Source organism: Flavobacterium commune, from assembly GCF_001857965.1.
In the GTDB taxonomy this organism is placed as follows: Bacteria; Bacteroidota; Bacteroidia; order Flavobacteriales; family Flavobacteriaceae; genus Flavobacterium; species Flavobacterium commune.
Map to the genome: position 1 here is coordinate 2,672,902 of NZ_CP017774.1, position 24,801 is coordinate 2,697,702.

At 34.2% G+C, this 24,801-nt stretch carries 24 protein-coding genes; 11 read left to right on the forward strand and 13 right to left on the reverse strand.

Features of this window, described 5'->3' with window-relative positions; genetic code table 11:
* Positions 1-12: 12 nt before the first annotated feature.
* Both BIW12_RS11215 and BIW12_RS11220 read left to right on the forward strand, forming a co-directional pair.
* A complete protein-coding gene (locus BIW12_RS11215) occupies positions 13-231 on the forward strand; it encodes a putative signal transducing protein (protein WP_071185191.1) in 219 nt (72 codons plus the stop codon).
* 53 nt (positions 232-284) lie between these two features.
* Complete coding sequence (locus BIW12_RS11220; RefSeq protein ID WP_071185192.1) at positions 285-1,082, forward strand: Cof-type HAD-IIB family hydrolase; 798 nt, start codon at positions 285-287, stop codon at positions 1,080-1,082.
* 223 nt (positions 1,083-1,305) lie between these two features.
* On the opposite strand, the gene BIW12_RS11225 is transcribed toward BIW12_RS11220, so the two are convergent.
* The 5 genes from BIW12_RS11225 to BIW12_RS11245 all read right to left on the reverse strand — a co-directional run bounded on the left by BIW12_RS11225 (position 1,306) and on the right by BIW12_RS11245 (position 5,719).
* On the reverse strand, positions 1,306-2,805 hold the full coding sequence (locus BIW12_RS11225; RefSeq protein ID WP_071185193.1) for a hypothetical protein: 1,500 nt from the start codon (positions 2,803-2,805) through the stop codon (positions 1,306-1,308).
* 159 nt (positions 2,806-2,964) lie between these two features.
* The gene (locus BIW12_RS11230) at positions 2,965-3,657 is read right to left on the reverse strand and encodes a hypothetical protein (RefSeq protein ID WP_071185194.1); all 693 of its coding nucleotides are present in this window, start codon (positions 3,655-3,657) and stop codon (positions 2,965-2,967) included.
* Positions 3,658-3,890: 233 nt separating this feature from the next.
* Positions 3,891-4,376, reverse strand: coding sequence for a YegJ family protein (locus BIW12_RS11235; protein WP_071185195.1), 486 nt, complete (start codon positions 4,374-4,376; stop codon positions 3,891-3,893).
* Between the two features lie 24 nt (positions 4,377-4,400).
* Positions 4,401-4,832 (reverse strand): hypothetical protein, encoded by a 432-nt coding sequence (locus tag BIW12_RS11240; protein ID WP_071185196.1) that lies wholly within the window; start codon positions 4,830-4,832, stop codon positions 4,401-4,403.
* Between the two features lie 44 nt (positions 4,833-4,876).
* Complete coding sequence (locus BIW12_RS11245) at positions 4,877-5,719, reverse strand: T9SS type A sorting domain-containing protein (RefSeq protein ID WP_083382109.1); 843 nt, start codon at positions 5,717-5,719, stop codon at positions 4,877-4,879.
* A 343-nt stretch (positions 5,720-6,062) separates the two neighbouring features.
* Between BIW12_RS11245 and mtaB the strand changes: the two genes are divergently transcribed.
* Both mtaB and BIW12_RS11255 read left to right on the forward strand, forming a co-directional pair.
* On the forward strand, positions 6,063-7,391 hold the full coding sequence (gene mtaB / locus BIW12_RS11250; protein WP_071185198.1) for a tRNA (N(6)-L-threonylcarbamoyladenosine(37)-C(2))-methylthiotransferase MtaB: 1,329 nt from the start codon (positions 6,063-6,065) through the stop codon (positions 7,389-7,391).
* 216 nt (positions 7,392-7,607) lie between these two features.
* Positions 7,608-8,471, forward strand: a complete 864-nt coding sequence (locus tag BIW12_RS11255; protein ID WP_071185199.1) for a L,D-transpeptidase — start codon at positions 7,608-7,610, stop codon at positions 8,469-8,471.
* Between the two features lie 80 nt (positions 8,472-8,551).
* Here BIW12_RS11255 and BIW12_RS11260 read toward each other — a convergent pair whose 3' ends face one another.
* From BIW12_RS11260 to BIW12_RS11285, 6 genes are all read right to left on the reverse strand, one after another.
* A complete protein-coding gene (locus tag BIW12_RS11260; protein WP_071185200.1) occupies positions 8,552-10,486 on the reverse strand; it encodes a vWA domain-containing protein in 1,935 nt (644 codons plus the stop codon).
* Between the two features lie 39 nt (positions 10,487-10,525).
* Positions 10,526-11,698, reverse strand: a complete 1,173-nt coding sequence (locus BIW12_RS11265) for a carboxypeptidase-like regulatory domain-containing protein (RefSeq protein ID WP_071185201.1) — start codon at positions 11,696-11,698, stop codon at positions 10,526-10,528.
* A 2-nt stretch (positions 11,699-11,700) separates the two neighbouring features.
* Positions 11,701-12,201, reverse strand: coding sequence for an RNA polymerase sigma factor (locus BIW12_RS11270; protein ID WP_071185202.1), 501 nt, complete (start codon positions 12,199-12,201; stop codon positions 11,701-11,703).
* 261 nt (positions 12,202-12,462) lie between these two features.
* Positions 12,463-12,978, reverse strand: coding sequence for a hypothetical protein (locus BIW12_RS11275; protein WP_071185203.1), 516 nt, complete (start codon positions 12,976-12,978; stop codon positions 12,463-12,465).
* A gap of 65 nt (positions 12,979-13,043) precedes the next feature.
* Positions 13,044-13,760 (reverse strand): 3-ketoacyl-ACP reductase, encoded by a 717-nt coding sequence (locus BIW12_RS11280; RefSeq protein ID WP_071185204.1) that lies wholly within the window; start codon positions 13,758-13,760, stop codon positions 13,044-13,046.
* 2 nt (positions 13,761-13,762) lie between these two features.
* Positions 13,763-14,599, reverse strand: a complete 837-nt coding sequence (locus BIW12_RS11285) for a DUF6929 family protein (RefSeq protein WP_071185205.1) — start codon at positions 14,597-14,599, stop codon at positions 13,763-13,765.
* Between the two features lie 180 nt (positions 14,600-14,779).
* On the opposite strand from BIW12_RS11285, the gene BIW12_RS11290 reads away from it, so the two are divergent.
* On the forward strand, positions 14,780-15,658 hold the full coding sequence (locus tag BIW12_RS11290) for a PPK2 family polyphosphate kinase (protein ID WP_071185206.1): 879 nt from the start codon (positions 14,780-14,782) through the stop codon (positions 15,656-15,658).
* A 71-nt stretch (positions 15,659-15,729) separates the two neighbouring features.
* Here BIW12_RS11290 and BIW12_RS11295 read toward each other — a convergent pair whose 3' ends face one another.
* On the reverse strand, positions 15,730-16,272 hold the full coding sequence (locus BIW12_RS11295; protein ID WP_071186348.1) for a hypothetical protein: 543 nt from the start codon (positions 16,270-16,272) through the stop codon (positions 15,730-15,732).
* Positions 16,273-16,637: 365 nt separating this feature from the next.
* On the opposite strand from BIW12_RS11295, the gene BIW12_RS11300 reads away from it, so the two are divergent.
* From BIW12_RS11300 to BIW12_RS11320, 5 genes are all read left to right on the forward strand, one after another.
* On the forward strand, positions 16,638-18,074 hold the full coding sequence (locus BIW12_RS11300) for a PhoX family protein (RefSeq protein ID WP_071185207.1): 1,437 nt from the start codon (positions 16,638-16,640) through the stop codon (positions 18,072-18,074).
* A gap of 82 nt (positions 18,075-18,156) precedes the next feature.
* Positions 18,157-19,917 carry a cytochrome c peroxidase gene (locus BIW12_RS11305; RefSeq protein WP_071185208.1) on the forward strand — a complete coding sequence of 587 codons (1,761 nt, stop codon included), beginning with the start codon at positions 18,157-18,159 and terminating at the stop codon, positions 19,915-19,917.
* A 177-nt stretch (positions 19,918-20,094) separates the two neighbouring features.
* The gene (locus BIW12_RS11310; protein ID WP_071185209.1) at positions 20,095-21,471 is read left to right on the forward strand and encodes an MATE family efflux transporter; all 1,377 of its coding nucleotides are present in this window, start codon (positions 20,095-20,097) and stop codon (positions 21,469-21,471) included.
* Positions 21,472-21,541: 70 nt separating this feature from the next.
* On the forward strand, positions 21,542-21,772 hold the full coding sequence (locus tag BIW12_RS11315; RefSeq protein WP_071185210.1) for a hypothetical protein: 231 nt from the start codon (positions 21,542-21,544) through the stop codon (positions 21,770-21,772).
* Between the two features lie 157 nt (positions 21,773-21,929).
* Complete coding sequence (locus tag BIW12_RS11320) at positions 21,930-22,682, forward strand: hypothetical protein (protein ID WP_071185211.1); 753 nt, start codon at positions 21,930-21,932, stop codon at positions 22,680-22,682.
* A 15-nt stretch (positions 22,683-22,697) separates the two neighbouring features.
* On the opposite strand, the gene meaB is transcribed toward BIW12_RS11320, so the two are convergent.
* Positions 22,698-23,777 (reverse strand): methylmalonyl Co-A mutase-associated GTPase MeaB, encoded by a 1,080-nt coding sequence (gene meaB / locus BIW12_RS11325; RefSeq protein ID WP_232227083.1) that lies wholly within the window; start codon positions 23,775-23,777, stop codon positions 22,698-22,700.
* A 103-nt stretch (positions 23,778-23,880) separates the two neighbouring features.
* Here meaB and BIW12_RS11330 point away from each other — a divergent pair, with 103 nt between their 5' ends.
* Positions 23,881-24,795: an AEC family transporter gene (locus tag BIW12_RS11330; RefSeq protein ID WP_071185212.1), complete on the forward strand. Its 915-nt coding sequence runs from the start codon at positions 23,881-23,883 to the stop codon at positions 24,793-24,795.
* Positions 24,796-24,801: the final 6 nt, after the last annotated feature.

Sequence of the window (24,801 nt, forward strand, 5' to 3'; positions counted from 1 at the left end):
AAAAAGGGTACCATGGGATTAATGAAAGTGTTTTCGGGAAGTGAGATTTTAGCTTTGGCATTGAAAGAAAAAATTGAAGCGGTAGGAGTGGATACGGTAATAAAAGACAATATTCAATCGGCTAGGTTAGCGGGTTTTGGAAGTTCAGGTTCGGCAGTGGAATTGTTTATTCAGGAAACTGATTTTGCTAAAGCCAATCCTGTTATTGAGGAGTTTAGGCTGAATATTTAAATACTGCTCCACAAAGTTTTCAACTTTGAGGAACAATAAAAAAATAATAAAAGATGAAATACAAAATGTTGGTTCTAGACATGGATGATACCCTGTTGAATGATGACCATATCATTTCGGATGAAAATAGAGCGATGCTTGTTAAAGCCAAGGAAAAAGGCGTACATGTTATTTTGGCTTCCGGGCGACCAACGCCAGCGATGATTGAATATGCTAAGGATTTGGGATTAATGGATTCATATATGATTTCGTTTAATGGCGCTGTGATTACCGATTTGAGTACCAATGAAGTGATTTTTGAGCAAAACTTAACGCAGGAGCAAATTCATACTTTGTATGATTACAGCAAAGCAAAAAATACGCATATCATTACTTATTTAGACGGGAAAGTAGTAAGCGAAACCCGTTCGGAATATATTGATGTGGAGATTAATATTACCGGGCTGGAGCACGAAGTGGTGCCTAATTTTAAAGAGCGTGTACAAACTTCGGCAATTAAATGTATTTTGCTGGAAGAACCCAATTATCTAAAAGAAGTAGAAGCCGATTTGAAAGCAGCTATGCCGCATTTGAGCGTTTGTATGTCGAAGCCATTTTTCTTAGAAGCGGCTCAAACCGGAATTGACAAAGGTGCGAGTGTGAAATTCCTGGCTGATAAATTGAATATTTTACAAGAAGAAGTGATTGCGGTGGGGAATGCAGGTAACGATTTATCGATGATTGAATATGCAGGACTTGGTGTTTGGGTTGATAATGTGGATGCCCATTTAAGAGACAAAGGCGATGTGGTGGTTGCTTCTAATAACAATCACGGAGTTGCTGAGGTAATCCAACGATTTATTTTGGCTTAAAGATTTTATATTCTATTTAAAACCATTAAGGAATTAAGGTAATTTAAGTGTAAGGCTTAATGAACTTAATTGCTTAATGGTTTTTTTTCAATTTGTAGTCATTGCGAGCGATAGCGTGGCAATCTCATTAAGTATTCCTACAAAGTATAGAAGTGAAGTATCTATATATGTTGATGCATATCTTAGACAGCAAGAGCGTGAAGCTTGTGCAAGCATGGGCGGCTTACTCCAAAGTCATAAATACCTTTTTCTTTCTTCCATCATTCATCATGATAAATTTATTGGATTGGTATGTCCCAAAAAAAGGCAGATAATATTCGTTTCCGCTATTGTCTTGAATTTTATTGTAGGCTACCTCTCCTTTATTTGTGTATTCTAAATCGTATAACGAGGTAGATTCTAGCCAAGCTTTAGAAAGTTTGGTACGACCATCTGTTTTTTCGGTTAAATTTTTGCCAGAATTTAAAATTAGATGAAGATCTGTGTTTTTTACAAAGGCATTGTAAGATGGAGTTGTAGCTCTTTTATAAACACTTCTTCCCCAAACTACATCTCCATCTGGATTAAATTTAAGAATCAAAATATCATCATAGTGAGGTATAGTTTGCCAATAACCACCGCCATACATTCCAGTACTGACATACACTTGAGTGATGTAAAATTCTTCTGCGATTAAGTAAGTATTATTCTCTTCGTCTCTTAATATATAATCGATGTCAAAGTTTCTTAGTTCTTTCTTTTTATCATTTTTACGTTCTGCAGTTCGATAGCCGTATAAATCCTCATAGACTTGTTTAGGTAAACTTTGTGTTTTTTTTCTTTTAATACTTAGGTTATTGGTGTCAATTACAAAATTGCAACCTCCTTTTATTCTGCTGATATTTAATTCAGAATAAAATCCTATTAGTTGTAATTCGTCGTTATTATTAGAAATGCTTAGCGAGCTAATATGTTCGTTTTCTAAATCAATAAGCAAAAAGCTAGTTTTATCTTTGGTTATTTTGTTCAGAACAAATTGATAATTGGCATCGCCATCTTCATTTTTCTTTGATGAACCATTTTTATAAAGTTTGCCTAGTGAGAAAACAGTTGTGGTATTGTCAATGTACAAATCATTAAATTCAAATCTCTTTTGTTCGTCTTCCTGATAGGATTTGGTATAAATTAATTTTTCCGATTTTGACTCAAAAACTCTAATCGTGTATGAGTTTTTATTTTTTAAAATATTGTCTGTAGCTATTGCAAAATAATCGCCATTAGGAGATAAAGCAAAATTGGTTTTGTGTTTTCTATCGGAACCAAAAATGCTTTGGTTTTTTTCTGCAGTGGTTTCAAAAATGGTCGTTTTTGAGCAAGATTTTGTGGTTAGATTTAAGGTATGGCAGTAAACAATACGTTTGTCTTTTTCTGGGGCATTAACCGTAAAAAACTTAAGTTGATCTCGGTAAAATAATTCGCCAACAAATTTTTCGTCATTGTCTGCTTCGACCACTTTAGAAAAGGTTTTTTTTAGATTTTTATCAAAAATATCAAATAAGAAATCATGTTTTCCATTTCTAATAATAGCCGTTTCTCCAGATTCGGAAGTGTGAATAGCCAGGATGTCTATTGTTTTAATTTCGTCTTTGTATTCTGCGCTTTCGGTAATTTTTAGTTTAGTGGTAGATTGTGCAAGTAAGGAATGCGTAATGGTTAATAAATAAAGAATAAAAAGTTTTTTCATATTGGTGAAACGGTTTGGGTTAAGATTATGTATGATGTTATTAAAATGTTTTAGTACTTGTGCCTTGTAAAGTCTCTGACTATGAGTGGTTTATTGCTGTTTTTAACCGATTTTAATTTTCGATTGTTTTTATAGTAGTCAGAGACTTTGCGGAGCGGGTTAAGTTTTATGTTTTATTCTATTTGTTGTTATTTTTAGATCTTCTAAAGAATTTATTGCAAACATTTCTGAATGATCTTTTAAACTTCCTATTGATATTTTTAATGGCTCTTGTTTATTGTTTTGGACAACAATTCGATATTCACGTTGATATTTATATTTTTGAATTTTTTGGAATAAATTTATCTCACCATTAATGTTTTCATGATCGTAATATTCAATTGGTTTTGCTTTGTAAGACATGTTTAGCTTTGTGATTTCAGCTGTAAGTTTGGCGATGAATATTTTTGTATTTCTTATAAACAATGCGTGTGTTCCAAAGTCTTTGACTTTGGAATCTATTATTAATTCATCAGTATTAAAAAAATCTGATTGTTTTATACAATATAGTGAGTATAAATTTCCTTTTGGATATGAATCATAATGACGTAGTTGTAATTTACTAGGTTTGAAATTAATTTTTTTTCCAGTTATAGTGTCTGTTATTTCGAGTTTTAACTCATCAGTATTTTTAAAATTTTTAATATTTACTGTGCCTTCAAATTTATCTCCTCTAACACCATTATCTTCTAAATTTTGAAAATATTCAATTGTATTTAGATAAATTAAACCATTTTCATAGAGTGATTTTATGTTTTCTTCACTTCCGAACTTAATGAATAGTACAATAGTGTCTTTTAATTTTTCCTCCATATTTCAATAAATAAGTGTACAACTAGTTTGTTTAGCGTTCTTTGTTTGTTAATATATATTTTATAGAGAGAGTGTGTGTTTTATACTTTAAAATCTAATCTGACTCACTTTTATTTCAAATATATCAATAAACAACTACAAAACTATTTTTTGAAACCAAGTTTTTCTTACTAAACGAGACCGCGTGAGGGATGGAAGTGTGTAAACTTCGCAGAGCAGATTAAATTTTAATTTTAAAGTTTAATATCGCTATTTTTTTCAAAATCTTGTCTTTCACTTTCAGACATTCTTTTAACTAATAAACGAATCGTATATCCTCCATGCAATTTGGAGTTTTTAACATACATCCAATCACTAATTTCATTTTTATTAATTTCTACAGTATCACCAAGTTTTACATTGGTTATTTTTTCGGGTAAATTGTCTACTATTCCATAAAATTTTCCATTGGAATTTATAATGTTTCCAATCCAAATATGTTCAATATTTCCGTTTTCTTCAAAGCGTTTTTTTAAACCGAAAAATTTAAAAACACGACTGTTATTTTGTATGGCAATTTCGAAACTGTCTAAAGTTTTTTGAGCTTTTTTTATAGCTTCATTCATTTCAATATCGCTACTTTCTACATTGTAGATATCAGGTTCGTTTTCACGTTCTATTTTTTTTGTATTGCAACTAAGAGTAAGGATAAAAGAAAGTATTGAAAGAATGTATTTCATATTATATATTTTGTTTTTATTGTATTAATCAAATCCCTCTTCAGAATAATACCATCTGTCATCAAGTTGTTTAATAGTATAAGAAGCATTTGGAATATTTTGATTTCCATAGTTTTTTGGGATTTTATGAAAATCATAAATAATCCTTTTCTCGGTGTTAAATATGTTGTTGGCTTTTTTTATAAAAATAATTAGGCTGTCATTTTCTTCTGTAAATCCCAAATAGGTTGGGTTCTTTTTTATACCATTTTTAACTACCAAATCAATTCCTAAACTTTCAATGTCCCCAATTAGAAATTCATCAATATCATCCTTGTCAAAAGTGCCATCTGGGTATTTTCTAATTTTTGAAGCTAATTCATTCAATTCATCTTTATAATTTAAAACTCTGTTTTCATCAAATGGATTACAGGAGATGAGAGCGAATAAAAAAAGGGATGAAATGATTTTTTTCATAAAGTTTGTATTGTCAACTGAAGTATTGATCATAAATAGGAAGTCTATTTAATGATTATTTTCATTGTTTTAGATTGATTGTTTTCGATGTTTTTTACAATGAGAAAATACAAACCTGATTGTTGATTGCTAATATCTATTTTGTTTTTTCCATCAGTAAGTTGGCCTTCTAATATAAGTTTATTAGAACTGATGAATAGCTGAAAACTAGATTTTTTATTTGTTTCAACATTGATATAATCTACAGCTGGATTTGGATAGGCTTTCACTGAATATTCTAAATTTTCAGAATCATCTTCATCTTTTTCAGTGACTAATTCGTTTTTTGAAATAGTATTTATTGTTGATTTTGGTTGAATAAGTGTATCGGGAACCGTATTGTTCATTATGATTGTAAACAATTTTTTTAATTCGACTTTGTTAGTCTTTAAGCTAATTACAGTTGTATCTGAATTGATAGATACTAATTCTTTTTTATAAACCCCTTTTAAAATATTTTCATCCACTGCAAAAAACTGGGGTCCAAAATCTAAACCATAAATTAAATTTCCTTTTATTTTGAATGCACTAATGTAATAGCTAGTGTCGTTAACTTTGTGATTGAAATAGTAGTAGTCTCTATATATACATACTTTGCCATAGAAAAGGGTATCTCCTTCTTTAGTGGTTATTAGATTAGTGTATTTGTTCGATTTAATATTTAAAACTAAGGTGTCATTGTATTTTTTGACTAACAATGTTTCGCCGAAAATTCTATCGAGTTGTTTGTTATTTTTAGGGAAAGGAGAATTGAAGGTGCTTTTAGGTGATTCCAGACTAGCCTCTTCTGCTTTTTTGCATGAGATTACAACCATAAGTAATAAAAATAAATATTTGAAGAGTTTCATAGAATTGTACTAAGGTTGATTTTTGATTTATTTCAAATATATCGAAAAAAACTACAAAACAATCTTTTAAATCAAATTTTTCTCACTAAACGAGACTGCGTGAGGGATGGAAGCGGCATCTCCCGATTTTAAAAAACAAGGCTAATGCCGTAGTTTTTTTAATCGGGAATATAGCGGACAGCCCGACCCGAAAGTGGCGAGGAAGCATGACGAAGCCATCTGGAGGGACACGCCCACAACCTGAATTAGAATAAAATAAAATTCCTTGTACAGTTCCCGTATTTGTTTGTAAATTTGCACACGCTATTTTTTTGACAACGATTTCATTAGATAGCGCTTACTTATGGAAAAAAGAAAAAAGGTGGCCTTCTATACCTTAGGCTGTAAACTGAATTTTTCAGAAACTTCGACAATTGCCCGTAACTTACAGGACGAGGGTTTTGACCGTGTGGATTTTGAGGAAGTGGCGGATATGTATGTCATCAACACTTGCTCGGTTACCGAAAATGCTGATAAACAATTTAAACAAGTCGTGCGCAAAGCGATGAAGCTGAATGACAAAGCTTTTGTTGCTGCTGTAGGCTGTTATGCCCAATTGAAACCCGAAGAATTGGCGAGTGTTGATGGAGTGGATTTGGTTTTAGGCGCTACCGAGAAATTCAAATTAGCCGATTATATCAATGATTTGTCTAAAAATGACATGGGCGAAGTGCATTCCTGCGAGATTGCCGAAGCCGATTTTTATGTAGGCAGTTATTCTATAGGAGATCGTACCCGTGCTTTTTTGAAAGTTCAGGATGGCTGCGATTATAAATGTACTTATTGTACTATTCCGTTGGCTCGTGGGATTTCCCGTAGTGACGAATTGCAGAACGTATTGAAAAATGCAAAAGAGATTTCGGCGCAAAATATCAAAGAAATTGTTCTTACTGGAGTAAACATTGGGGATTACGGTAAGGGGGAATTTGGGAATAAAAAACACGAGCATACATTTCTGGAATTGGTTCAGGCTTTGGATGAGGTAGAAGGAATAGAGCGTTTGCGAATTTCATCTATCGAACCGAATTTATTGAAGAATGAAACGATTGAATTTGTTTCGAAAAGTAGAACTTTTGTACCGCATTTTCATATTCCGCTACAATCAGGAAGCAATGATATTTTGAAATTGATGAAGCGTCGCTATTTGCGAGAAGTCTATACCGAAAGAGTGAATAAAATTCGCGAAGTAATGCCTCACGCCTGTATTGGCGTGGATGTGATTGTAGGTTTTCCGGGAGAAACCGATGCCCATTTCTTAGAAACCTATCATTTTCTGAATGATTTGGATATTTCGTATTTACACGTTTTTACGTACTCAGAGCGTGATAATACCGAAGCTGCCGAAATGGAAGGAGTGGTTCCTTCGAATGTTCGTGCAAAGCGCAGCAAAATGCTCCGCGGATTATCGGTTAAAAAACGCCGTGCTTTTTACGAAAGTCAGTTAGGAACCAGTAGAACAGTTTTATTTGAAGGCGAAAATAAAGAAGGTTATATTCATGGTTTTACCGAGAATTACGTAAAAGTAAAAACGCCTTGGAATCCGGAATTAGTGAATACTTTGCACCAAATCAATTTGACTAAAATTGATGAAGACGGAAGTGTTCGAATGGAATTTGCTGCTGCTTTGGTTTAGATTTAAACATATACCTGTCTGCCGACAGGCAGGAGTCATATAAGTTTTTAAACCATTAAGAGATTAAGGAAATTAAGCGCAAAACTTAATGGAACTTAATTTCTTAATGGTTTTTTATTTACATCAAAGGTTAAATTTTATAAATCCTTAGGTTAATTGTATAAGGGAGTAGAGCTTTTAATAGGGTAATTTTAAATAATTAAAAATTGAATCATTATGAAGCCAATACTATTTATACTTAGTGCTGTTGTAGGTTCTGTTTTATTTTCTTGTAAAGAGAATGATAAAACAGTAAAAGAAGAAAAAAAAGTAATTAAAATTGAGCGCAAAAAACCAAAGGATGTTTTCTATCATTTTGAAAACACTAAAGAATGGTTAGAAAAAACGGCCAATGATAGTACACAATTTCATATTGTGTATGCTATTAATAGAACGGATGCCCAAAATCTTAAAAAATTAGATTCCATTGTAGTGCCCAATGACAGCTCGGGAGATTTAGCTTATTATTTGCCTTTTCCGCTAGAAATTCCTTATTTGGAAGAAATTGATAAAATCATTTACTTTTCATATCCAACACAAACATTTGGAGCTTATGAGCATGGCCAGTTGGTTTACACAGGACCAACAAATATGGGTAGAAAAAAGGATCCCACACCAACAGGATTGTTTTTTACCAATTGGAAAGCAGAGGAAACTATCAGTACTTTTAACGATGAGTGGGATTTAAAATGGAATTTTAATATTGAAAACAAACTAGGTGTAGGATGGCATCAATATGAATTACCAGGTTATCCAGCCTCACATTCTTGTTTGAGACTTCAGGAAAAAGATGCTAAATATCTGTATGATTGGGCTGATGAATGGGAACTTAAGGATGATGAAAACGTCAAAGTCAAAGGAACTCCTGTGATTGTTTTTGGAGCTTATGAATTTGACAAACCAAAACCTTGGTATCAGTTAGTTTCCAGTCCAAATAGTCTGAATATAGCTGAAAGTGAAATTAAAAAATGGACTCAGCCACATATTAGTGTGATTTTAAAAGAGCAAAAAAAGAGAGAAGCATTCCAAAAGAAAATGTAATATATTCTTTTTACTATAAGTCTATAAAAAAACAAAACCATTAAGAAAATTAAGCTCTTAATGGTTTTGTTTTTAATGAATTATTGCACTGCTTCTACTAATCGAACAAATTCAGTACGGTAACCTTCTTTGTCGTTGCTAAGTCCTTGTTGGGCTAGTTTTAAAATTGATTTTGATTCTTTGTCGGTTACGAGTTTGGAATCTCTTAGTTTTAATCCAAACCAGGCTACAGCTGAACTGAATTTAAAATCGTTTGAAGTAGTGGCGAGTTGAGCAGAATGGTTGGCAATGGTTTGAATCATTTCGATACTTTTGTCACCATCGGGTTTTTTATATCTGAATTTTATGGTGGCTAATTCATTACTATAAGACTCTTTGTTTATAGTCGTGTTTGTGTATTTTAAATCGGCAACGCTGTAATCACTGTCAATGCCTGTTGGGATGATTTCGTATAAAGCGGTAACGGTATGTCCACTTCCTAATTCACCTGCATCAATGGCATCATTTTTAAAATCCTCTGGGCGTAATTTTCGGTTTTCGTAACCAATTAAGCGGTAAGCTTGGACATGTTTTGGGTTGAATTCAATTTGGATTTTAACATCTTTGGCAATGGCAAACATCGAACCTTTGAATTCTTTTCCTAAAAAGCGATTGGCTTCCTGAATGTTGTCAATGTATGCATAATTTCCATTTCCTTTATTGGCAAGAATCTCCATTTTACTGTCTTTATAATTTCCCATTCCGTAACCCAAACAAGTCAGGAAAACACCTGATTTTCGTTTTTCTTCAATTAAGGTTTCCATGTCTTTGTTTGATGAAGTGCCTACATTAAAATCGCCGTCAGTAGCCAGAATGACACGGTTATTTCCTCCTTTGATAAAGTTGGCAATAGCAGTTTTGTATGCCAATTCAATTCCGGCACCTCCTGCAGTACTACCTCCTGCATTCAGATTGTCCAAAGCATCAATAATCGTTTGTTTTTGATCCCCGGAGGTTGGTGGCAAAACCATTCCTGCTGCTCCTGCATAAACCACCATGGAAACTTTGTCTTCTTTTCTTAATTCGTTCACTAAAATTTTCATCGATTGTTTGAGCAATGGGAGTTTGTTGGGATCGCTCATAGAACCTGACACATCAATCAGGAAAACCAAATTGGAAGCGGGTAAACTTTCGGTTGGAATGTTTTTGCCCTGCAATCCTATTTTTAATAATTTATGTTTGCTGTTCCAAGGACAATCGCTGTATTCCGTATTAATAGAAAAAGGATGATTTTCTTTAGGTTGTGGGTAATTATATTTGAAAAAGTTCATCATTTCTTCGATTCGAACGGCATCTTTAGGAACGGCTTGTCCGTTATTGATAAAACGACGAATGTTAGTATAAGAAGCATTGTCCACATCGATAGAAAAGGTAGAAAGAGGCGCGTTTTTAGGAGTTTCAAACTGATTTTCAACAAAAGTTTCGTAATCTTCCTGATTGGGCGTGTTTGGCAATGGAGGATTGATGTTTATGGGATTTGTATTCCCATAAATTTGAAGAGATTCGGTAATTGATTCAGCTTTTGCTTTTGCAGGCATTACCATTGCAGTCGTTCTCGTATGTTGGTTCAAAGCAACCTTGTTTAAATTCTTTTTTTCATAAGCAACAGCCTTAGCAGAGTAAAGTTTGCCTTTATGGTTGTTCCCATATCCCATAACGACAATCTCCTGTAGGGATGAAGAATTACTTTGTAGACTAATGTTGATCACTTTTGAGTTTCCAATTTTTACCTCTTTGGTTTGATAACTGATGTAGCTACAAACTAATATTTTTCCTTTTTGAGCCTGAATGGAATAATTTCCGTTAAAATCAGTCAGAGTAGTTGTTTTAGTTCCTTTAATTGTAACAGAAACAGCAGGAAGAACTGAACCATCAGTCTGGTCAGTTACTGTTCCGGTAATGGTGATTTCCTGTCCAAAAGTTAGGATAGAAAAGAGCATAGCAAGGGCTGATGAAATAAGTTTTAGACTTTTCATGACAATAATTTTTAAAATGTTTGACAGTATTTTTGCGAATTAACGCTTCAGTGGAATTCCGTTTTCAGTGGTAATAATTACTACTCCATTGTAAGTTCTCTGGCTAATTACATTGCTGTATTTATAAATTTCTTCCTTAGATAAAACTTGAACACTTTCAATTTTTTGTTTGTCCAATGGGGCATAGGGGCTTGTAGGATTGGGACCAAATAAGGAAACTTCGTCGAATGCTTCTCCGTTAATTACATATAAAGCATCTTTTATTTGCGGAACTGTTTGTTCTTTTTTAGTCTTGTAAAATTTGGTTGTCCCATATTTAGCTATTGGCGCTGCATTTTTTGCCTGATTTTTTCGTGCTGTTCCATAACCCACTACAACAACTTCATTCAAAGCATCGGAGGCGGGGGAGAGTTTAGGATTTAATTCATCCGAGTTACTAACTATAGCTTCTTTAGTTTTGTACCCTATCATGTTAAAAATTAGTATTTCCCCTTTTTCAGCATCTATCGTATATTTTCCTTCCAAATCAGTAAAGGCAACTTTTTTGGTTCCTTTGATTTGAATTGATGCTCCCGGAATAACCATGTTGTCTTTTGCATCAGTTAAAACACCTGAAATAGTTTTTACAGGGCTGGTTTTTGAAAAAAACATAGCTGCTTTTTCTTTGTATTCATTGGCAACTGGTGTAAGGCTTTTTGCCGCTACAGGAGCTGACGGAGCTACACTTAAAATACTATTCGATTCCTGACTGATGATTCCGTCTGCCTGAATATTGGATTCTTCAGCCTTTTTATCAGAAACAATTATTTTGGTGTCATTTTTTGGAGTAGGATTTTCAACTACTGCAACCGGATTTTTCTTTTCTAATTGTTTTTGCAAAATTTCAGTCGCTTCCGGTTTGATTTTATCAGACGGAATAATACTATCATTCAAAGTTTTTTCTTTTTGAACGGCAACTTTGATAGAAGTACTTTCGATAATAGCATCGTTTTTAGAGTCCTTTTTGAAAAATTGGTAACCCAAAGAAATAAACAATAGTAATGAAGCAGCTATGGCTAATTTTTTCCATAGTTTGGTTTTGGTTTCCAGTACTTTTTGATCGAGCTTGTCTTCTACACGCGCCCAAACTTTATCCATTCCTGGAAAATCCTGGTGTTCTGCCTTTTGAGCAGCGCTTTTGATTTTGTTAATTATTTTATCTTGATTGTCCATGACTAATTCGATTTTTGGTAATACAGATTATTTACTAATTCCTTCAATTTTGTTTTTGAAGCATTCAATTGTGATTTTGAAGTGCCTTCAGAAATGTTAAGCATGCTGGCTATTTCTTTGTGGCTGTAGCCTTCAATGACAAAGAGGTTAAAAATAGTCTTGCATCCCACAGGAATATGATTGAGTAAATCAAGTAAATCTTCTTCTTCAAGATTCGTCATCTCATCAGTAAAAGCTTGCGACAATGTTTTGACATCATCGAGATACATATTGAAGTTGGTTTTCTTTTTAATAGTTGCCAAACATTGATTGACAGCTATTTTCCGGGCCCAGGCTTCAAAAGCACCAATTTCTTTTAATTGGTCTAGTTTGGTAAAAATGATATAAAAAGCATCTGCCAAGGCTTCTTCAATTTCCTCTTCCTGTTTTAAATAGCGCTTGCAACTTGCGTATAGTTTAGGCGCCAAAAACTCATACACCTGACGCTGGGCATCGCGTTGCATTTTTTTGCAAGCTATTATTAGATTTTCGTTTATCACAATATGGTCTTTAATAATAAAGAGCGTTAAAAAAGGAAAAAGGTTGGGAGAGAAGTCAATTTTTTTTTAAAATATAATAACTAAAAATCGGTATCTGATTGGTTATCAGTGTGTTTTTTAAGGTATAAGACACGTAAGTTTTTTTAAACCATTAAGAGATTTAAGGAAATTAAGGAGCAAAATCTTAATGAAACTTAAATCTCTTAATGGTTTTTTCTAGCTAATTTAGTGCTTGTTTTGATTTTCCTGAGCTACCAGTTTCAACGAATTGATATAATCGGTGTCAAATTCAATGACTCTTATTTTTTCGGGATTAAAACTTAATTCGCCTCCAAATTCACCTCTGATATCTAGAAAGTCAATAGTCAGTTCTTCATTGTTTAATTCAATCAATTTTCCTAAATATGCGGATTTAGCTGATTTTTTTGCAATTTGAAAAACACCGTGTTTTTTATCAATGTAGCGAATAATAGAATCTAAATCTTTGATAGGAATAATGTCTTCAGCATTTGTTTTGGATCCTTTTAACCGAATCACTTTTTCAGTGAATTCAAGTTCTTCATCTCTGTGAATGTGTTCTACATTCTTATTTCTAAGAATAACAAAGCCATCTACTATAAAGTCAATAGGATTATTTCTTAATAAAATCCAATCATCAGAATAGTCGATGAGAAAACCGTTATAAATTTCTTTTTTATCCAGAAATTCTATTGAAACCAGTTGTCTTAAATAGTTTTCCATTTGTTTAGTTTTTTAATAAATATAAAACTCCAATACTTAAATTCCAATTATTGGAGTTTATTTTTTTAGGGATTCGTTGACCAAATACTGCTATTTTTGATAAATACGCGTCGGTTGAGTTTAAGTTGGGCGATGATTAATTCGGCTATGTCTTCCGATTGCATTACTTTCTCCGGATTTCCATCGGTTAAGTTTAATTCTTTTGCCATATCAGTGGCAACGGTACTTGGCGTTAAAGCCGTAACTCTAATGTTGTGTTTGCGAACTTCTTGCATAAGCGAATCAGTCAATCCCAGAACAGCAAATTTAGATGCACTGTAAGCACTCGTTAAAGCATTTCCTGCTAATCCCGCAGTCGAAGAGATATTGATAATATCGCCCGTTTGTCTTTCGATCATGTTAGGTAAAACGGCGCGCGTAGTATAATAGGTTCCCATTAAGTTAACCTGAATGATGCGTTCCCAAGCGGCAGGTTCCAGTTCCATGAATTTTCCAAAAGCGGCAATTCCGGCATTATTGATTAAAATATCAATAGTTCCAAATTCGGCTAGGGCTTTTTCAACAGCTGCATTAATGGAATTAATATCAGAAACATCGGCAGTTATAGCCAATACTTTTACTCTTAAAGATTTTATTTTTAGTGCAACGCTGTCAATGTCCTCTTGTGTTCGGGCTACTAAAATGATGTTTACACCTTCTTTAGCCAGAGCAATTGCGACTGCTTTACCAATTCCTTTTCCTGCGCCCGTAATCAGGGCATTTTTATTTTTTAAGTCGGTCATGATTATTTAAGATTTAGAGATAATTTATAAATAGCGGTTTCAAGAATTTCGGTATCCTTGTCTTCGCAAAGCAGAAATTCAATTTTATTATTGTCTTTTTTAAAAACGGTCAGTCCTTCAAATTTGTGGCTGTCACTAATTTTTTTGGTGAAATCAATTTTCATGGTTTCCAAATCAATTCTTCCAATGATGCTTCCCAGTACTTCGCCATCGTCATAAGTGGATTGGGTATCTTCGGCTGTGGCCAAAAAATAAATTTTAGCATCAACCAAAACGGCATCGGTAAAACTGCTGCGTACTCCTTTAATTTTGGGGAGTTTATAGTCATTGGATAGCATGGTGAATTCTTGATTCAGTTTCTTGGCACGAAGACTAAAAAGCGTGTTTTTGTTTGAAATTCCATTGCCCCGATTCAAGAAATACCAGTTTTCGCCATCGTGAATAACGCCTTCGATATTGAAATCTTCGGGTTTTATGGAGGCGAAATTTTGCATTACAGCGTATAATTCGGATAGATTGTTGGTGGCAATTTTCTTTTTTTGTACCAAATCAAATTCGACCATAGAATTCCTTTTTGCAGTAGAACCTGAGCCGAAAGCATAAAGTGTATCTTGAAAATAACTTAGGGCTTCAAAGTCAGGTTTGTCTTTTTTGATGATGTTTTCGGTTGGATTTTCTATTAACGGATGACGTTTTAAATCTTTAGAATCAAGATGGTATTCGTATAAAAAACCGCTGTTGTCGCCAACAATAAACAGGGAATTGTCTTTATAAAGAAGTCCTGAGGCAGAACCAATTCCGATGATGTGACATAATAATTCGAGTGTGAATTTTTCCATGTATTTTGTTTTGAAAGCAGCTACCTTAGCCCAGATAGAAGCGGTATCCTTTTACTTTTTTCTTTAAAAAGTAAAAGATAAAGCGGATAGCTGGAAATAGCTTCTTAAAGGCCTATATAAAAGGCTAAAATTATAGTATTTATTCCTTATATTTGAGAGTATAAAGTTAAAATATTCCTTATGAAGGCGATTAATCCAGATGATTTTAAAGTAACGAAGGCGATTAGTTTGTCTAAAATCCCAACGAATTTATTTAATGAGGCCAGTGATGATGATAAGGAAGAAAAGCTGGAAAAAGTTCAGGAGAAGTTAAGTGTATTGCAGGATGTGATGTATGCGCACAATCGCTACGGGGTTTTGATTTGTTTGCAAGGCATGGATACTTCGGGGAAAGACAGTTTGATTCGGGAGGTTTTTAAGGAATTTAATCCGCGTGGGGTGGTGGTGCATAGTTTTAAAACGCCTAATTCTACCGAACTGGAACACGATTATTTATGGAGACATTATTTGGCCTTGCCAGAAAAAGGGAAATTTGCGGTTTTTAACCGTACACATTATGAGAATGTTTTGGTTACCCGTGTGCATCCCGAATATATTTTGAATGAAAATTTGCCGGGAATTGAAAAACTGGAAGATATTACGCCTCAGTTTTGGGAGAATCGCTTTGAACAGATTAATAATTTCGAAAAACATATTACTCAAAATGGGACAATTGTATTGAAATTTTATTTTCATCTGAGTAAGGAAGAGCAACGTAAACGTTTGTTGCGCCGATTGGAAAATATGGAACACCATTGGAAATTCTCGCCCGGAGATTTAAAAGAGCGTGAACATTGGGACACTTATATGCAATATTACGAAGAAGCAATCAATAAAACGGCTACCGAAAAAGCACCTTGGTACATTGTTCCTGCCGATGACAAAGAAATGGCACGCTATATTGTAGCTAAAATTATTTGGGAAGAAATGCAGAAATTAACCGACATTCAAGTTCCTGATTTAGAAGAAAAAGTAAAAGCTAATTTTACGATGTATAAAGAGCAATTGGCTAAAGAATAAAAGCCTTTAATTGCTGTGTTATAAACTGACAGGTTTCAAAAACCTGTCAGTTTTTTTATTCCTATTATAAATTACAATTTAAAACCATAAGCCAGTCTAAGCGCAAATTGACCAAAACCTTTGCCTGGAGTACCATCATTATTAATAGTTGGGAAATCAGAATAGTGTTCGTAGCGCGCCGAAATGTCAATATATTTGTTAGCATATCCAATTCCCGGAGCCAACAATAAAGAAGTGTCGTTGTAATTATTAGTCACCGCAAAAGCTGCACCAGCTTCACCTGTTAAATAAAATTGATCATTCCATACAAAGGCTTTTAAACCTGCTTTTACCGGAATAAAACCTAAGTCGTCACCATCATTTTCGCTTACAAAGACGTTGTTGAAACCTGTTGTTAAGGTTATCGAATATCTTTTGGTCAGGTCATATTGCAATCGGGCATCGGCTCCCAGAATGAGTTTGTATGGGTCTTCGTTAGCATAACCTGCATTTAAGCCAAAACCGAGTCTAAAACCTTGGTCGTATTTTGAGGTTTCTTGTGCTTTTGCTCCGTTAAAACTAAATAATGCCAATGCAAATAGAAAGGCAGCGGTAATTTTTCTTGTTGTTTTCATGATTTGAGGGGTTTTATAATTCATTTTTAATTTGATTCGAACTTAAAAAAAGACTTTCTAGTGCTAAAAAACGGTAATTGTATTCAAATGTTGTGACTATCGTTACTTTTTTGCATCAAAAAATAGCTAGTTGTTGATATTCAATAAGCTGAGATTTTGTATTAAAACGAGAATTTTATAAAAGAAGCCTTAGTTGATATTTCGGTAATCTAAAGAAAATGTTTAGCTAACTTAAGGCTGGCTTTTTTAGGCTTTTTGTATCAAAAAACAGAATAATTCTTTAAGGTTTGCTAATGTTTAGTTCATGCTGTTTTAAAATCCCTGGGCTTTCTTTGCTTTGAAAAAAAACAAAAATACAAACCAAGATGAAAAAAATTATTTTAGGGCTACTTTTAAGTACAGCTTTTTTCTCGTGCGAGAATGACAAAACAGAGTCAGAGGTGGTTTTAGCCGATCAATCTGAAACACCGGTATTATTGAAGAAAAAAGAAGGTTTTGAAAAATTAGAGTTATTCTCTTTGATAACTTCTGATGATGTATTGCCTGATACTCCAAATTTTGTTTTCGGAGGATCAGCTGATGGTAGCGGATTGTTAAAAAACACCGATGGTACTTTTACCTTTTTAGTAAATCACGAAGACAATTTTGCCGTTTCAAGAGTGACTTTAGACAAAACTTTCAAACCGATTGCCGGAGAGTATTTGTTGAATTCTAATGGAGGAGTTTGGAGATTGTGTAGTGCAACAATGGCAACACCTAAAGAACATGGTTTTGGTCCGTTGTATTTAACTTCCGGAGAATCAGGAGAAGAGTCTCGCACACATGGTGTAAATCCTTATGGAGATGTGGAATCTAACAGTGTTTCTAAAGAATTGCCAGGTTTAGGACGTTTGAGTGCAGAGAATGCTTTACCATTAAAAGCTTCGGCTTTCCCGGGGAAAACTATTGTCATTCTTGGTGATGACGATTCAGGAACTAATGGAGGACAAGTATTTATGTATGTTTCTAATACAGTAGGGGATCTTATGAATGGTTCTTTGTATATGATGAAAAGAAACAACGATAATCAAAGAGAAACAGACATGGTTGTAGGTAAAAATTATCCAGTTTCATTTGTAAAAATTGACAATCATACAACTTTAACAGGGGCTCAAATCAATGCTACTGTAAATACTTTAAAAGGACTTAAGTTTGGTAGAGTAGAAGATTTGGATTATAGAAAAGGGGAAAAAGCAGCCGACAGAGAAATCTATTTTAATGTAACAGGACAAGATAGGACAGGTGCTAATGCTGATGCTTCGAGAACAAAATACGGTAGAGTGTACCAATTGGATTTAGATGAAAACAATCCATTATCAGGAAATTTAAAAGTATTACTTGATGGAGATGACCGTAACGGAATAGCTAAAACTTTCCAAAATCCGGATAACATTTGTGTAACTAAAAACTATGTATATGTTCAGGAAGATTCAAACGGTTATGGAGACGAAACGCATGACGCTTACATTTACCAATACGATATTGCTAAGAAAACCATGAAAGTAGTGGTGGAATTAGACCACCGTCGTACCGAAACAGATGCTGCTAAATACAATGTAGGAGGAAGTTCAAGATTTGGAAGTTGGGAATATGGCGCTTTAATTGATGTTTCTGAGCAATTAGGTATTGATGATACTTTTATGTTGTGCGTTCAACCACACACTTGGAATGGTGATAAATACAAAGGAGTTGATGGAGGAACAGGTCGTCCAAACGAAAAACAAGCCAGTCAGGTTGTATTAATCAAAGGATTAGCGAGATAATAAAATTTAAAATAATTCCAAAAGTCCACGGTTTCTTATTTTGAAATCGTGGACTTTGTATATTCATTCTGTCTCTTTTATTATGAAAAAAATATGCTTTTTTTTATTGCTTTTGTTGGTAATTTCATGTCAGGAAACTCCAAAACCAACTCAAGTAAAACAATTATTTCAAGCCGATATAACTACTTTAATTCAATCAGTAAACGATTTGGAAAATTTAATAAAATCCAATGCTGATTCCCAAAAACTTCAGGAGCAATTTTTAGCAGCACATCTGAATTATAAAAAAATAGAAGTTTTTAGCGAATATTATTTCCCGGAAGTTTCTAAGGCTATTAACGGGCCGGCTCTTTCAGAGTTTGAGGAAGATGATAAAATGACTTTGCCGCCACAAGGATTTCAGGTAATTGAAGAGTTTTTGTTTCCTGCGTATGATGTGAAATCCAAATCCGAATTATTGAAAGAAATCGGAATTCTTACGGCTAATTTAAAACGTTTGAATCGAATAGCCGAGACGAACGAATTAACCGATGCGCATGTTTTTGATGCCTTGCGACTGGAAGTTTTTCGAATTATAAGCATGGGAATAACAGGTTTTGATTCGCCTGTTGCTCAACAATCCATTCCGGAAGCAGCAGGAGCATTAGAAGGAATACAAAAATATTATCAGGTGTATGCCATAAGCGACTCGGATGCGACGTTAAAAATCATCGATCAGGCAATTAATTATTTAAAAACCAACCCTGATTTTAATGCTTTTGACCGTGCGGCTTTTATTCAAAATTATGCCAATCCGTTGAGCAGAAAATTATATCAAAATCAGAAAGACTTGAAAATTCCTTTTTTTGATGAAATACGTGGATTGAAAACCAATGCGCAGACCTTATTTGAGAAAGAAGTTTTTGACGAAGAAGCTTTTTCTGCTTTTCCGGATTATAAAACTACTAAAGAGAAAGCAGGATTAGGGAAATTACTTTTTAATGACCCTGTTTTGTCAGGAAATAACAGCCGTTCCTGCGCTTCCTGCCACCACGCCGATAAAGCTTTTACCGATGGTTTAGAAAAAGCCCTTTCTTTTGATGGCAAGTCTTTTGTAAAAAGAAATACGCCTACACTTACCAATATTGCTTTTCAACGTGTGTTTTTCTCTGATTCGAGAGTGAATTATTTAGAAGATCAGGCGGTAGCGGTGATTACAAATGCTGATGAGATGCACGGTTCATTAGAAGAAGCGGCTCAGAAAATAAAAAACGACAAAAATTATATTCAAAAGTTTGAAAAAGCCTTTCCAAAAAAAGGAATTACTGCTTTTGAAATCAAAAATGCTTTGGCTTCTTATATTCGAACACTGAGTAAATTCGATTCTAAATTTGATGCCTATATGCGTGATGAGGTTGCTTTTACTTCCGATGAAAAAGCAGGTTTTAATCTTTTTGCAGGCAAAGCCAAATGTGCTACTTGTCATTTTATTCCGTTGACCAATGGAACTGTGCCTCCTAATTTTATGAAATCAGAAAGTGAAGTTTTAGGCGTTCCTGATGCCAATGGCAAATTAGATTCTGATTTGGGAAAGTACAATTTGACCAAAGCCCTGATTCATAAATTTTCGTTTAAAACACCAACGATTAGAAATGCAGCATTAACAGCGCCTTATATGCACAATGGTGTTTTTAAAACGCTGGAAGAAGTAGTTGATTTTTATAATGAAGGCGGAGGGAAAGGATTAGGATTCTCATTAGAAAATCAAACCTTACCTGAAGATAAATTGAATTTGACCGATTTGGAAAAAAAACAGTTGGTTGATTTTATGAAAACTTTGACCGATAAAAAATATTTGAAATAAGTTTAGCATAGTACAGCCACTAATTCACGAATAGTTTTTAAAATAAAATTGGTGAATTCGTGGCTATTTTTAATTATTTGGTTTGCTAATAGCTCATTCTTCGGATAAAATATTATGCTGTACAAACCTTGATATCGATTTCCTTCTGCTTACCTTTGTCGCCTTAAAAAAAACAAAGTGACTTTAGCTACTTATACCAAAGAGTTCTCCTATAATTTACGATTGGCTTATCCTATTATTTTAGGAATGCTTGGACATACTGTGGTGGGACTTGTAGATAATGTGATGGTAGGGAAATTAGGTCCTACTGAGTTGGCAGCAGCTTCTTTGGCTAACAGTTTTGTTTTTATTGCGATGTCATTAGGAATTGGTTTTTCGACTGCCATAACACCTTTAGCTGCCGAAGCCGATGGCGAGCAGAATATTGAAAAGGGGAGAAGTGTATTTCACCATGGATTGTATTTGTGTGTTTTTTTAGGATTCTTTCTTTTTCTATTGGTTCTTTTTGCCAAACAGTTACTTGCATTTATGGGACAGCCCGAAAATGTGGTCGAATTGTCTAAACCTTATCTGGACATTGTGGCGTTTTCGTTAGTTCCATTGATTATTTTTCAAGGATATAAGCAATTTGCCGATGGAATGAGCGAAACTAAATATGCTATGTGGGCTACAATTTTGGCCAATGTGGTTCATGTTTTTTTAAATTATGTTTTCATTTACGGAATTTGGATTTTTCCTGAATTAGGAATGCTTGGTGCAGCTATTGGAACCCTGGTTTCCCGTTTTATAATGTTGGGATATATGCACTATAAGATGAAGAAAAACGCAAAGTTTCATCCCTTTTTTGATGGTTTTTCAATAAAAAAAATACAACGAGAAATTAATCTGAAAATCATTCGTTTAGGGGCTCCTTCTTCTATGCAGATGTTTTTTGAGGTAGCATTGTTTACAGCAGCGGTTTGGCTTTCAGGACGATTGGGAATTGCCAATCAGGCAGCGAACCAAATTGCGTTGAGTCTGGCTTCATTTACTTTTATGTTTGCCATGGGATTGAGCGTTGCCGCTACCATTAGAGTAGGGAATCAAAAAGGTTTGGGTGATTACAAGAAAATGAAAATCGTAGCTTTTTCTATCTTTTTATTGGCCGTTTTATTAGAAGTTTTCTTTGCTTTGTTTTTTGTTTTGTTTCATAAACAAATGCCTGTCTTGTTTGTAGATATGAATAACACTGCCGATTTTGTAGCCAATACCGAAGTGATTACCATAGCGGCTCAATTGTTATTAGTAGCTGCTGTTTTCCAAATTTCCGATGGAATTCAGGCGGTAGTCTTAGGTGCGTTACGAGGTTTACAGGATGCTAAAGTTCCCATGTATATTACCTTTGTAGCTTATTGGATTGTGGGATTTCCAGTGTCTATTTATCTGGGATTTTATACCAGTTTAGAAGCAGTTGGAATTTGGATTGGACTTTTGGCAGGATTAACAACAGCAGCTTTATTTTTGTATATTCGCTTCATTCAATTAACAAGGAAGTTAATTTTAGAAAAACATTAAAAATAAGATAGTTGTTCTTTTTTTCGAATAAAAATCAGGCAACTCAAAAAATAATCAAATTAATTATAGCATGGAATTACCTAAATTTTTACTTGGCGACAACACTGATTTTCCGGATGATATTTTTATCATTCATTTAGATTACCCAAGATTTATTATTAATCTAAAAGATGATGAGGTGGAATTTATGGAAGAAGCCGAGGATCTTGATGAAGCCGAATTAAATGCCGAAATGGAAGGTTTGATCGAAGAAGCCAATGCTTTTTATGATCGGGAAATGGAACGTTACGAGAAAGAATAGTTTTGCTGTTTAAAACTTTGTAAATAAACAGTTTGATGGCTGTAAAATGATTAAATTTAAATCGTTTACAGCCATTTTTTTCTTTCAATATTTTTTTAAATAAGGGTAACAAAATCAAATTCTAATTGATATATAATAAACTTAAAAAGATACTAAAATGAAAAATTTTAAACGAATAACTGTTGTTTTGGCTTTAAGCTTCTATTGTTTTGTAAATGCTCAATTGACTACTGCAAATAGAGCTAAAGTGAGTTTAGGAAAAGGAGATGTCCCTGCTGAATCCAATCAAAGAGGAATCAATACAATCAATAATAGTGGGATGCCAAATAGGATTTCGATGAATATTACTGTTCCAAAACAGACACAGGGGGCAACCTTTGGCGAAAAGGTAAATTCAGGGATGAATATTAGGCTGATTGAAAATGGCTGTGTCGTTTTATTTCCTCTTAATTCAGGCTATAAGATTAATTTAAAAGACAATAGCATTAATGAATTGACAGCGATTGAGCGTTCTACTTTTGGCGAAAAAGTAAATCAGGGCTTACAGGCTGCAGGTGGTGCTTTATCGCAAGGTGCATCATTGTTAGGAGGTGCTTTACCGGGTGGAGCGATTATTTCGGCAGCCGTTTCCAGTGTTGGTAATTTAGCTGGTGGCACTGGTGGAGGCGCAGCAGCTGCATCCTATGCTAAAAGTGCAAAGAAAGTATATACAGTTCAGGATCAGGATACAGATACTGTAATGGAACTGCCGGATGGCGAATACGAATTAGAATTTGTGATTTCGCAAAAAGCCACTTCTGGATTAAAAGATACTTTAAAGACTCAGGTTCGTATTGGTTTTACCGTAGAAAACGGAGTCTTGAAAACCAAACACGATACGGCTAAGAATTCGGTAGGTAATATTAGATAAAAGGTATTACGCTATCTAAGGTTTGTTTTTAAAATAAGTTTCCAATAATAATTGAGCGGCTGCAAAAGGTGAGGATTCATTGTTTTGCACCGCTTTTTTAGTTTTTTCTAATAAATCCTGAATTTCAGTATTGTTATAAAAATCTTGTTGTAATTGATTGTTAATGGTTTCTAATAACCAAAATTCGTTTTGTTCGGCTCTTTTGGTATCAAAATAGCCGTTGCTTTTTGTGAGTTCGATATATTTTAGAATGTTGAGCCAAACTTCGGTAATGCCTTCATGTGTTTTGGCACTACAAGTTGTAGCCATAGGAATCCATCCTGATTTTTTTGAAGGGAATAAATGCAAGGCTCTGTTTATTTCGGATTTTGCTAATGTGGCTTTTTGAATGTTATCCCCATCCGATTTGTTGATTACAATTGCGTCAGCCATTTCCATAATTCCCCTTTTTATGCCTTGTAATTCATCACCGGCTCCTGCAATTTGTAATAACAAAAAGAAATCAACCATACTGTGAACAGCTGTTTCACTTTGTCCCACGCCTACGGTTTCTATGATAATGGTGTCAAATCCGGCGGCTTCACAGAGAATTATGGTTTCCCTTGTTTTGCGGGCCACTCCGCCCAGTGTTTCTCCTGATGCCGAAGGACGCACATAAGCATTGGGATCTTTGGCTAATTCTTCCATCCGTGTTTTATCTCCCAAAATACTTCCATGCGAAATAGAACTGCTGGGGTCAATTGTTAGCACGGCTATTTTTTTTTCCTGATTTCTTAGATGTTTTCCAAAAGCTTCTATAAACGTACTTTTTCCTACTCCGGGAACTCCTGTAATTCCTATCCGAATGGATTTATTGGCATGCGGTAAGCAGGCATTGATAATTTCATTAGCTTTTGAAAAATGATTGGGATTACTGCTTTCAATTAAAGTAATGGCTCTACTGAGCGCATTGATTTCTCCTGCCAATACGCGACTAATGAGTTCCTCGGTGCTGGGTTGCGCCATTCGGGCTTGCTGAATTTTTTTCAACACAGCAGTATTGAAAATTTCAGGGCTGTCTTCGTTGTTGGCTGAGGTGGGCTTATCTTTTTTCAAAATACAGAATGCTTTAAGTAAAAATAATACATTAAAAGGAAATAATTTGATATTCCTGATAAGTTTATGATACTTGCAAATTAGTAAATATCTTTGCAGCATTATGAGCAATATAATTCTAATTTTTGTCTATTTACTTCTGGGTGTTGCTTTGCAATACGTCAAATGGTTTCCAACCAATAGCTATAAACTAATTAATAAGTTTGTTATTAATGTGTGTCTTCCAGCTTTAGCTTTGTATTATATTCCTAAAATTCAATGGGACAATAAGCTGCTTTATCTTATTGGTGTTGCTTGGATAGGTTTTGCTATCTCTTTCTTTTTATTTCGTTTTATTGGAAAGAAATATGGATGGTCTAAAAAATTAATAGGCTGCCTGATTATAACTGCCGGCTTAGGAAATACTTCTTTCCTAGGATTTCCTATTGTAAATGCATTGTATGGTTCCGAAGGTTTGAAAATGGCTATTTTAGTCGATCAGCCGGGAACTTTTGTGTTGGTTTCGACCCTTGCAATAGTTGTGGCTACGATGTATTCTAAAGATGAAATTAGCGGTGGAACCATCATTAAAAAAGTGATGTTGTTTCCGCCTTTTGTTTGTTTTTTAGTTTCCTGTGTTGCCAATATTTTAGACTTAGATTTCCATGATTATATTCAGTTTGGATTGACAAAATTAGGAAGCTTATTAACGCCTTTAGCTATTATTTCGGTTGGTTTACAACTGCATTTTGACAGCCGAAGTCAGCACTGGAAATTTCTTTGGATAGGATTAGCTTATAAATTATTCATTATGCCGGCTATTTTATTTGTGTTGTATGTCTTTGCTCTAAAACAGTCTGGTTTAATGATTCAGGTTGCCTTGATAGAAGCTGCAATGGCTCCTATGATTATGGCTAGTATTGTAGCGACCTCTCATGGATTAAAGCCCCGATTGAGTAGTATGATGATTGGTTTTGGAATTCCTATTTCTTTTGTTACACTGGCTTTTTGGTATTTTGTTTTGCAATTTTTAGGCTAAGTATTT

Coding starts and splice junctions, on each gene's coding strand:
- BIW12_RS11260 (WP_071185200.1), bottom strand. CDS start 10,486: ATGAAAAGTCTAAAACTTATTTCATCAGCCCTTGCTATGCTCTTTTCT.
- BIW12_RS11315 (WP_071185210.1), top strand. CDS start 21,542: ATGGAATTACCTAAATTTTTACTTGGCGACAACACTGATTTTCCGGAT.
- BIW12_RS11265 (WP_071185201.1), bottom strand. CDS start 11,698: ATGGACAATCAAGATAAAATAATTAACAAAATCAAAAGCGCTGCTCAA.
- BIW12_RS11275 (WP_071185203.1), bottom strand. CDS start 12,978: ATGGAAAACTATTTAAGACAACTGGTTTCAATAGAATTTCTGGATAAA.
- BIW12_RS11220 (WP_071185192.1), top strand. CDS start 285: ATGAAATACAAAATGTTGGTTCTAGACATGGATGATACCCTGTTGAAT.
- BIW12_RS11230 (WP_071185194.1), bottom strand. CDS start 3,657: ATGGAGGAAAAATTAAAAGACACTATTGTACTATTCATTAAGTTCGGA.
- BIW12_RS11280 (WP_071185204.1), bottom strand. CDS start 13,760: ATGACCGACTTAAAAAATAAAAATGCCCTGATTACGGGCGCAGGAAAA.
- BIW12_RS11245 (WP_083382109.1), bottom strand. CDS start 5,719: ATGAAACTCTTCAAATATTTATTTTTATTACTTATGGTTGTAATCTCA.
- BIW12_RS11255 (WP_071185199.1), top strand. CDS start 7,608: ATGAAGCCAATACTATTTATACTTAGTGCTGTTGTAGGTTCTGTTTTA.
- BIW12_RS11235 (WP_071185195.1), bottom strand. CDS start 4,376: ATGAAATACATTCTTTCAATACTTTCTTTTATCCTTACTCTTAGTTGC.
- BIW12_RS11225 (WP_071185193.1), bottom strand. CDS start 2,805: ATGAAAAAACTTTTTATTCTTTATTTATTAACCATTACGCATTCCTTA.
- BIW12_RS11300 (WP_071185207.1), top strand. CDS start 16,638: ATGAAAAAAATTATTTTAGGGCTACTTTTAAGTACAGCTTTTTTCTCG.
- BIW12_RS11285 (WP_071185205.1), bottom strand. CDS start 14,599: ATGGAAAAATTCACACTCGAATTATTATGTCACATCATCGGAATTGGT.
- BIW12_RS11270 (WP_071185202.1), bottom strand. CDS start 12,201: ATGCAACGCGATGCCCAGCGTCAGGTGTATGAGTTTTTGGCGCCTAAA.
- BIW12_RS11320 (WP_071185211.1), top strand. CDS start 21,930: ATGAAAAATTTTAAACGAATAACTGTTGTTTTGGCTTTAAGCTTCTAT.
- BIW12_RS11240 (WP_071185196.1), bottom strand. CDS start 4,832: ATGAAAAAAATCATTTCATCCCTTTTTTTATTCGCTCTCATCTCCTGT.
- BIW12_RS11290 (WP_071185206.1), top strand. CDS start 14,780: ATGAAGGCGATTAATCCAGATGATTTTAAAGTAACGAAGGCGATTAGT.
- BIW12_RS11215 (WP_071185191.1), top strand. CDS start 13: ATGGGATTAATGAAAGTGTTTTCGGGAAGTGAGATTTTAGCTTTGGCA.
- BIW12_RS11330 (WP_071185212.1), top strand. CDS start 23,881: ATGAGCAATATAATTCTAATTTTTGTCTATTTACTTCTGGGTGTTGCT.
- BIW12_RS11305 (WP_071185208.1), top strand. CDS start 18,157: ATGAAAAAAATATGCTTTTTTTTATTGCTTTTGTTGGTAATTTCATGT.
- mtaB (WP_071185198.1), top strand. CDS start 6,063: ATGGAAAAAAGAAAAAAGGTGGCCTTCTATACCTTAGGCTGTAAACTG.
- BIW12_RS11295 (WP_071186348.1), bottom strand. CDS start 16,272: ATGAAAACAACAAGAAAAATTACCGCTGCCTTTCTATTTGCATTGGCA.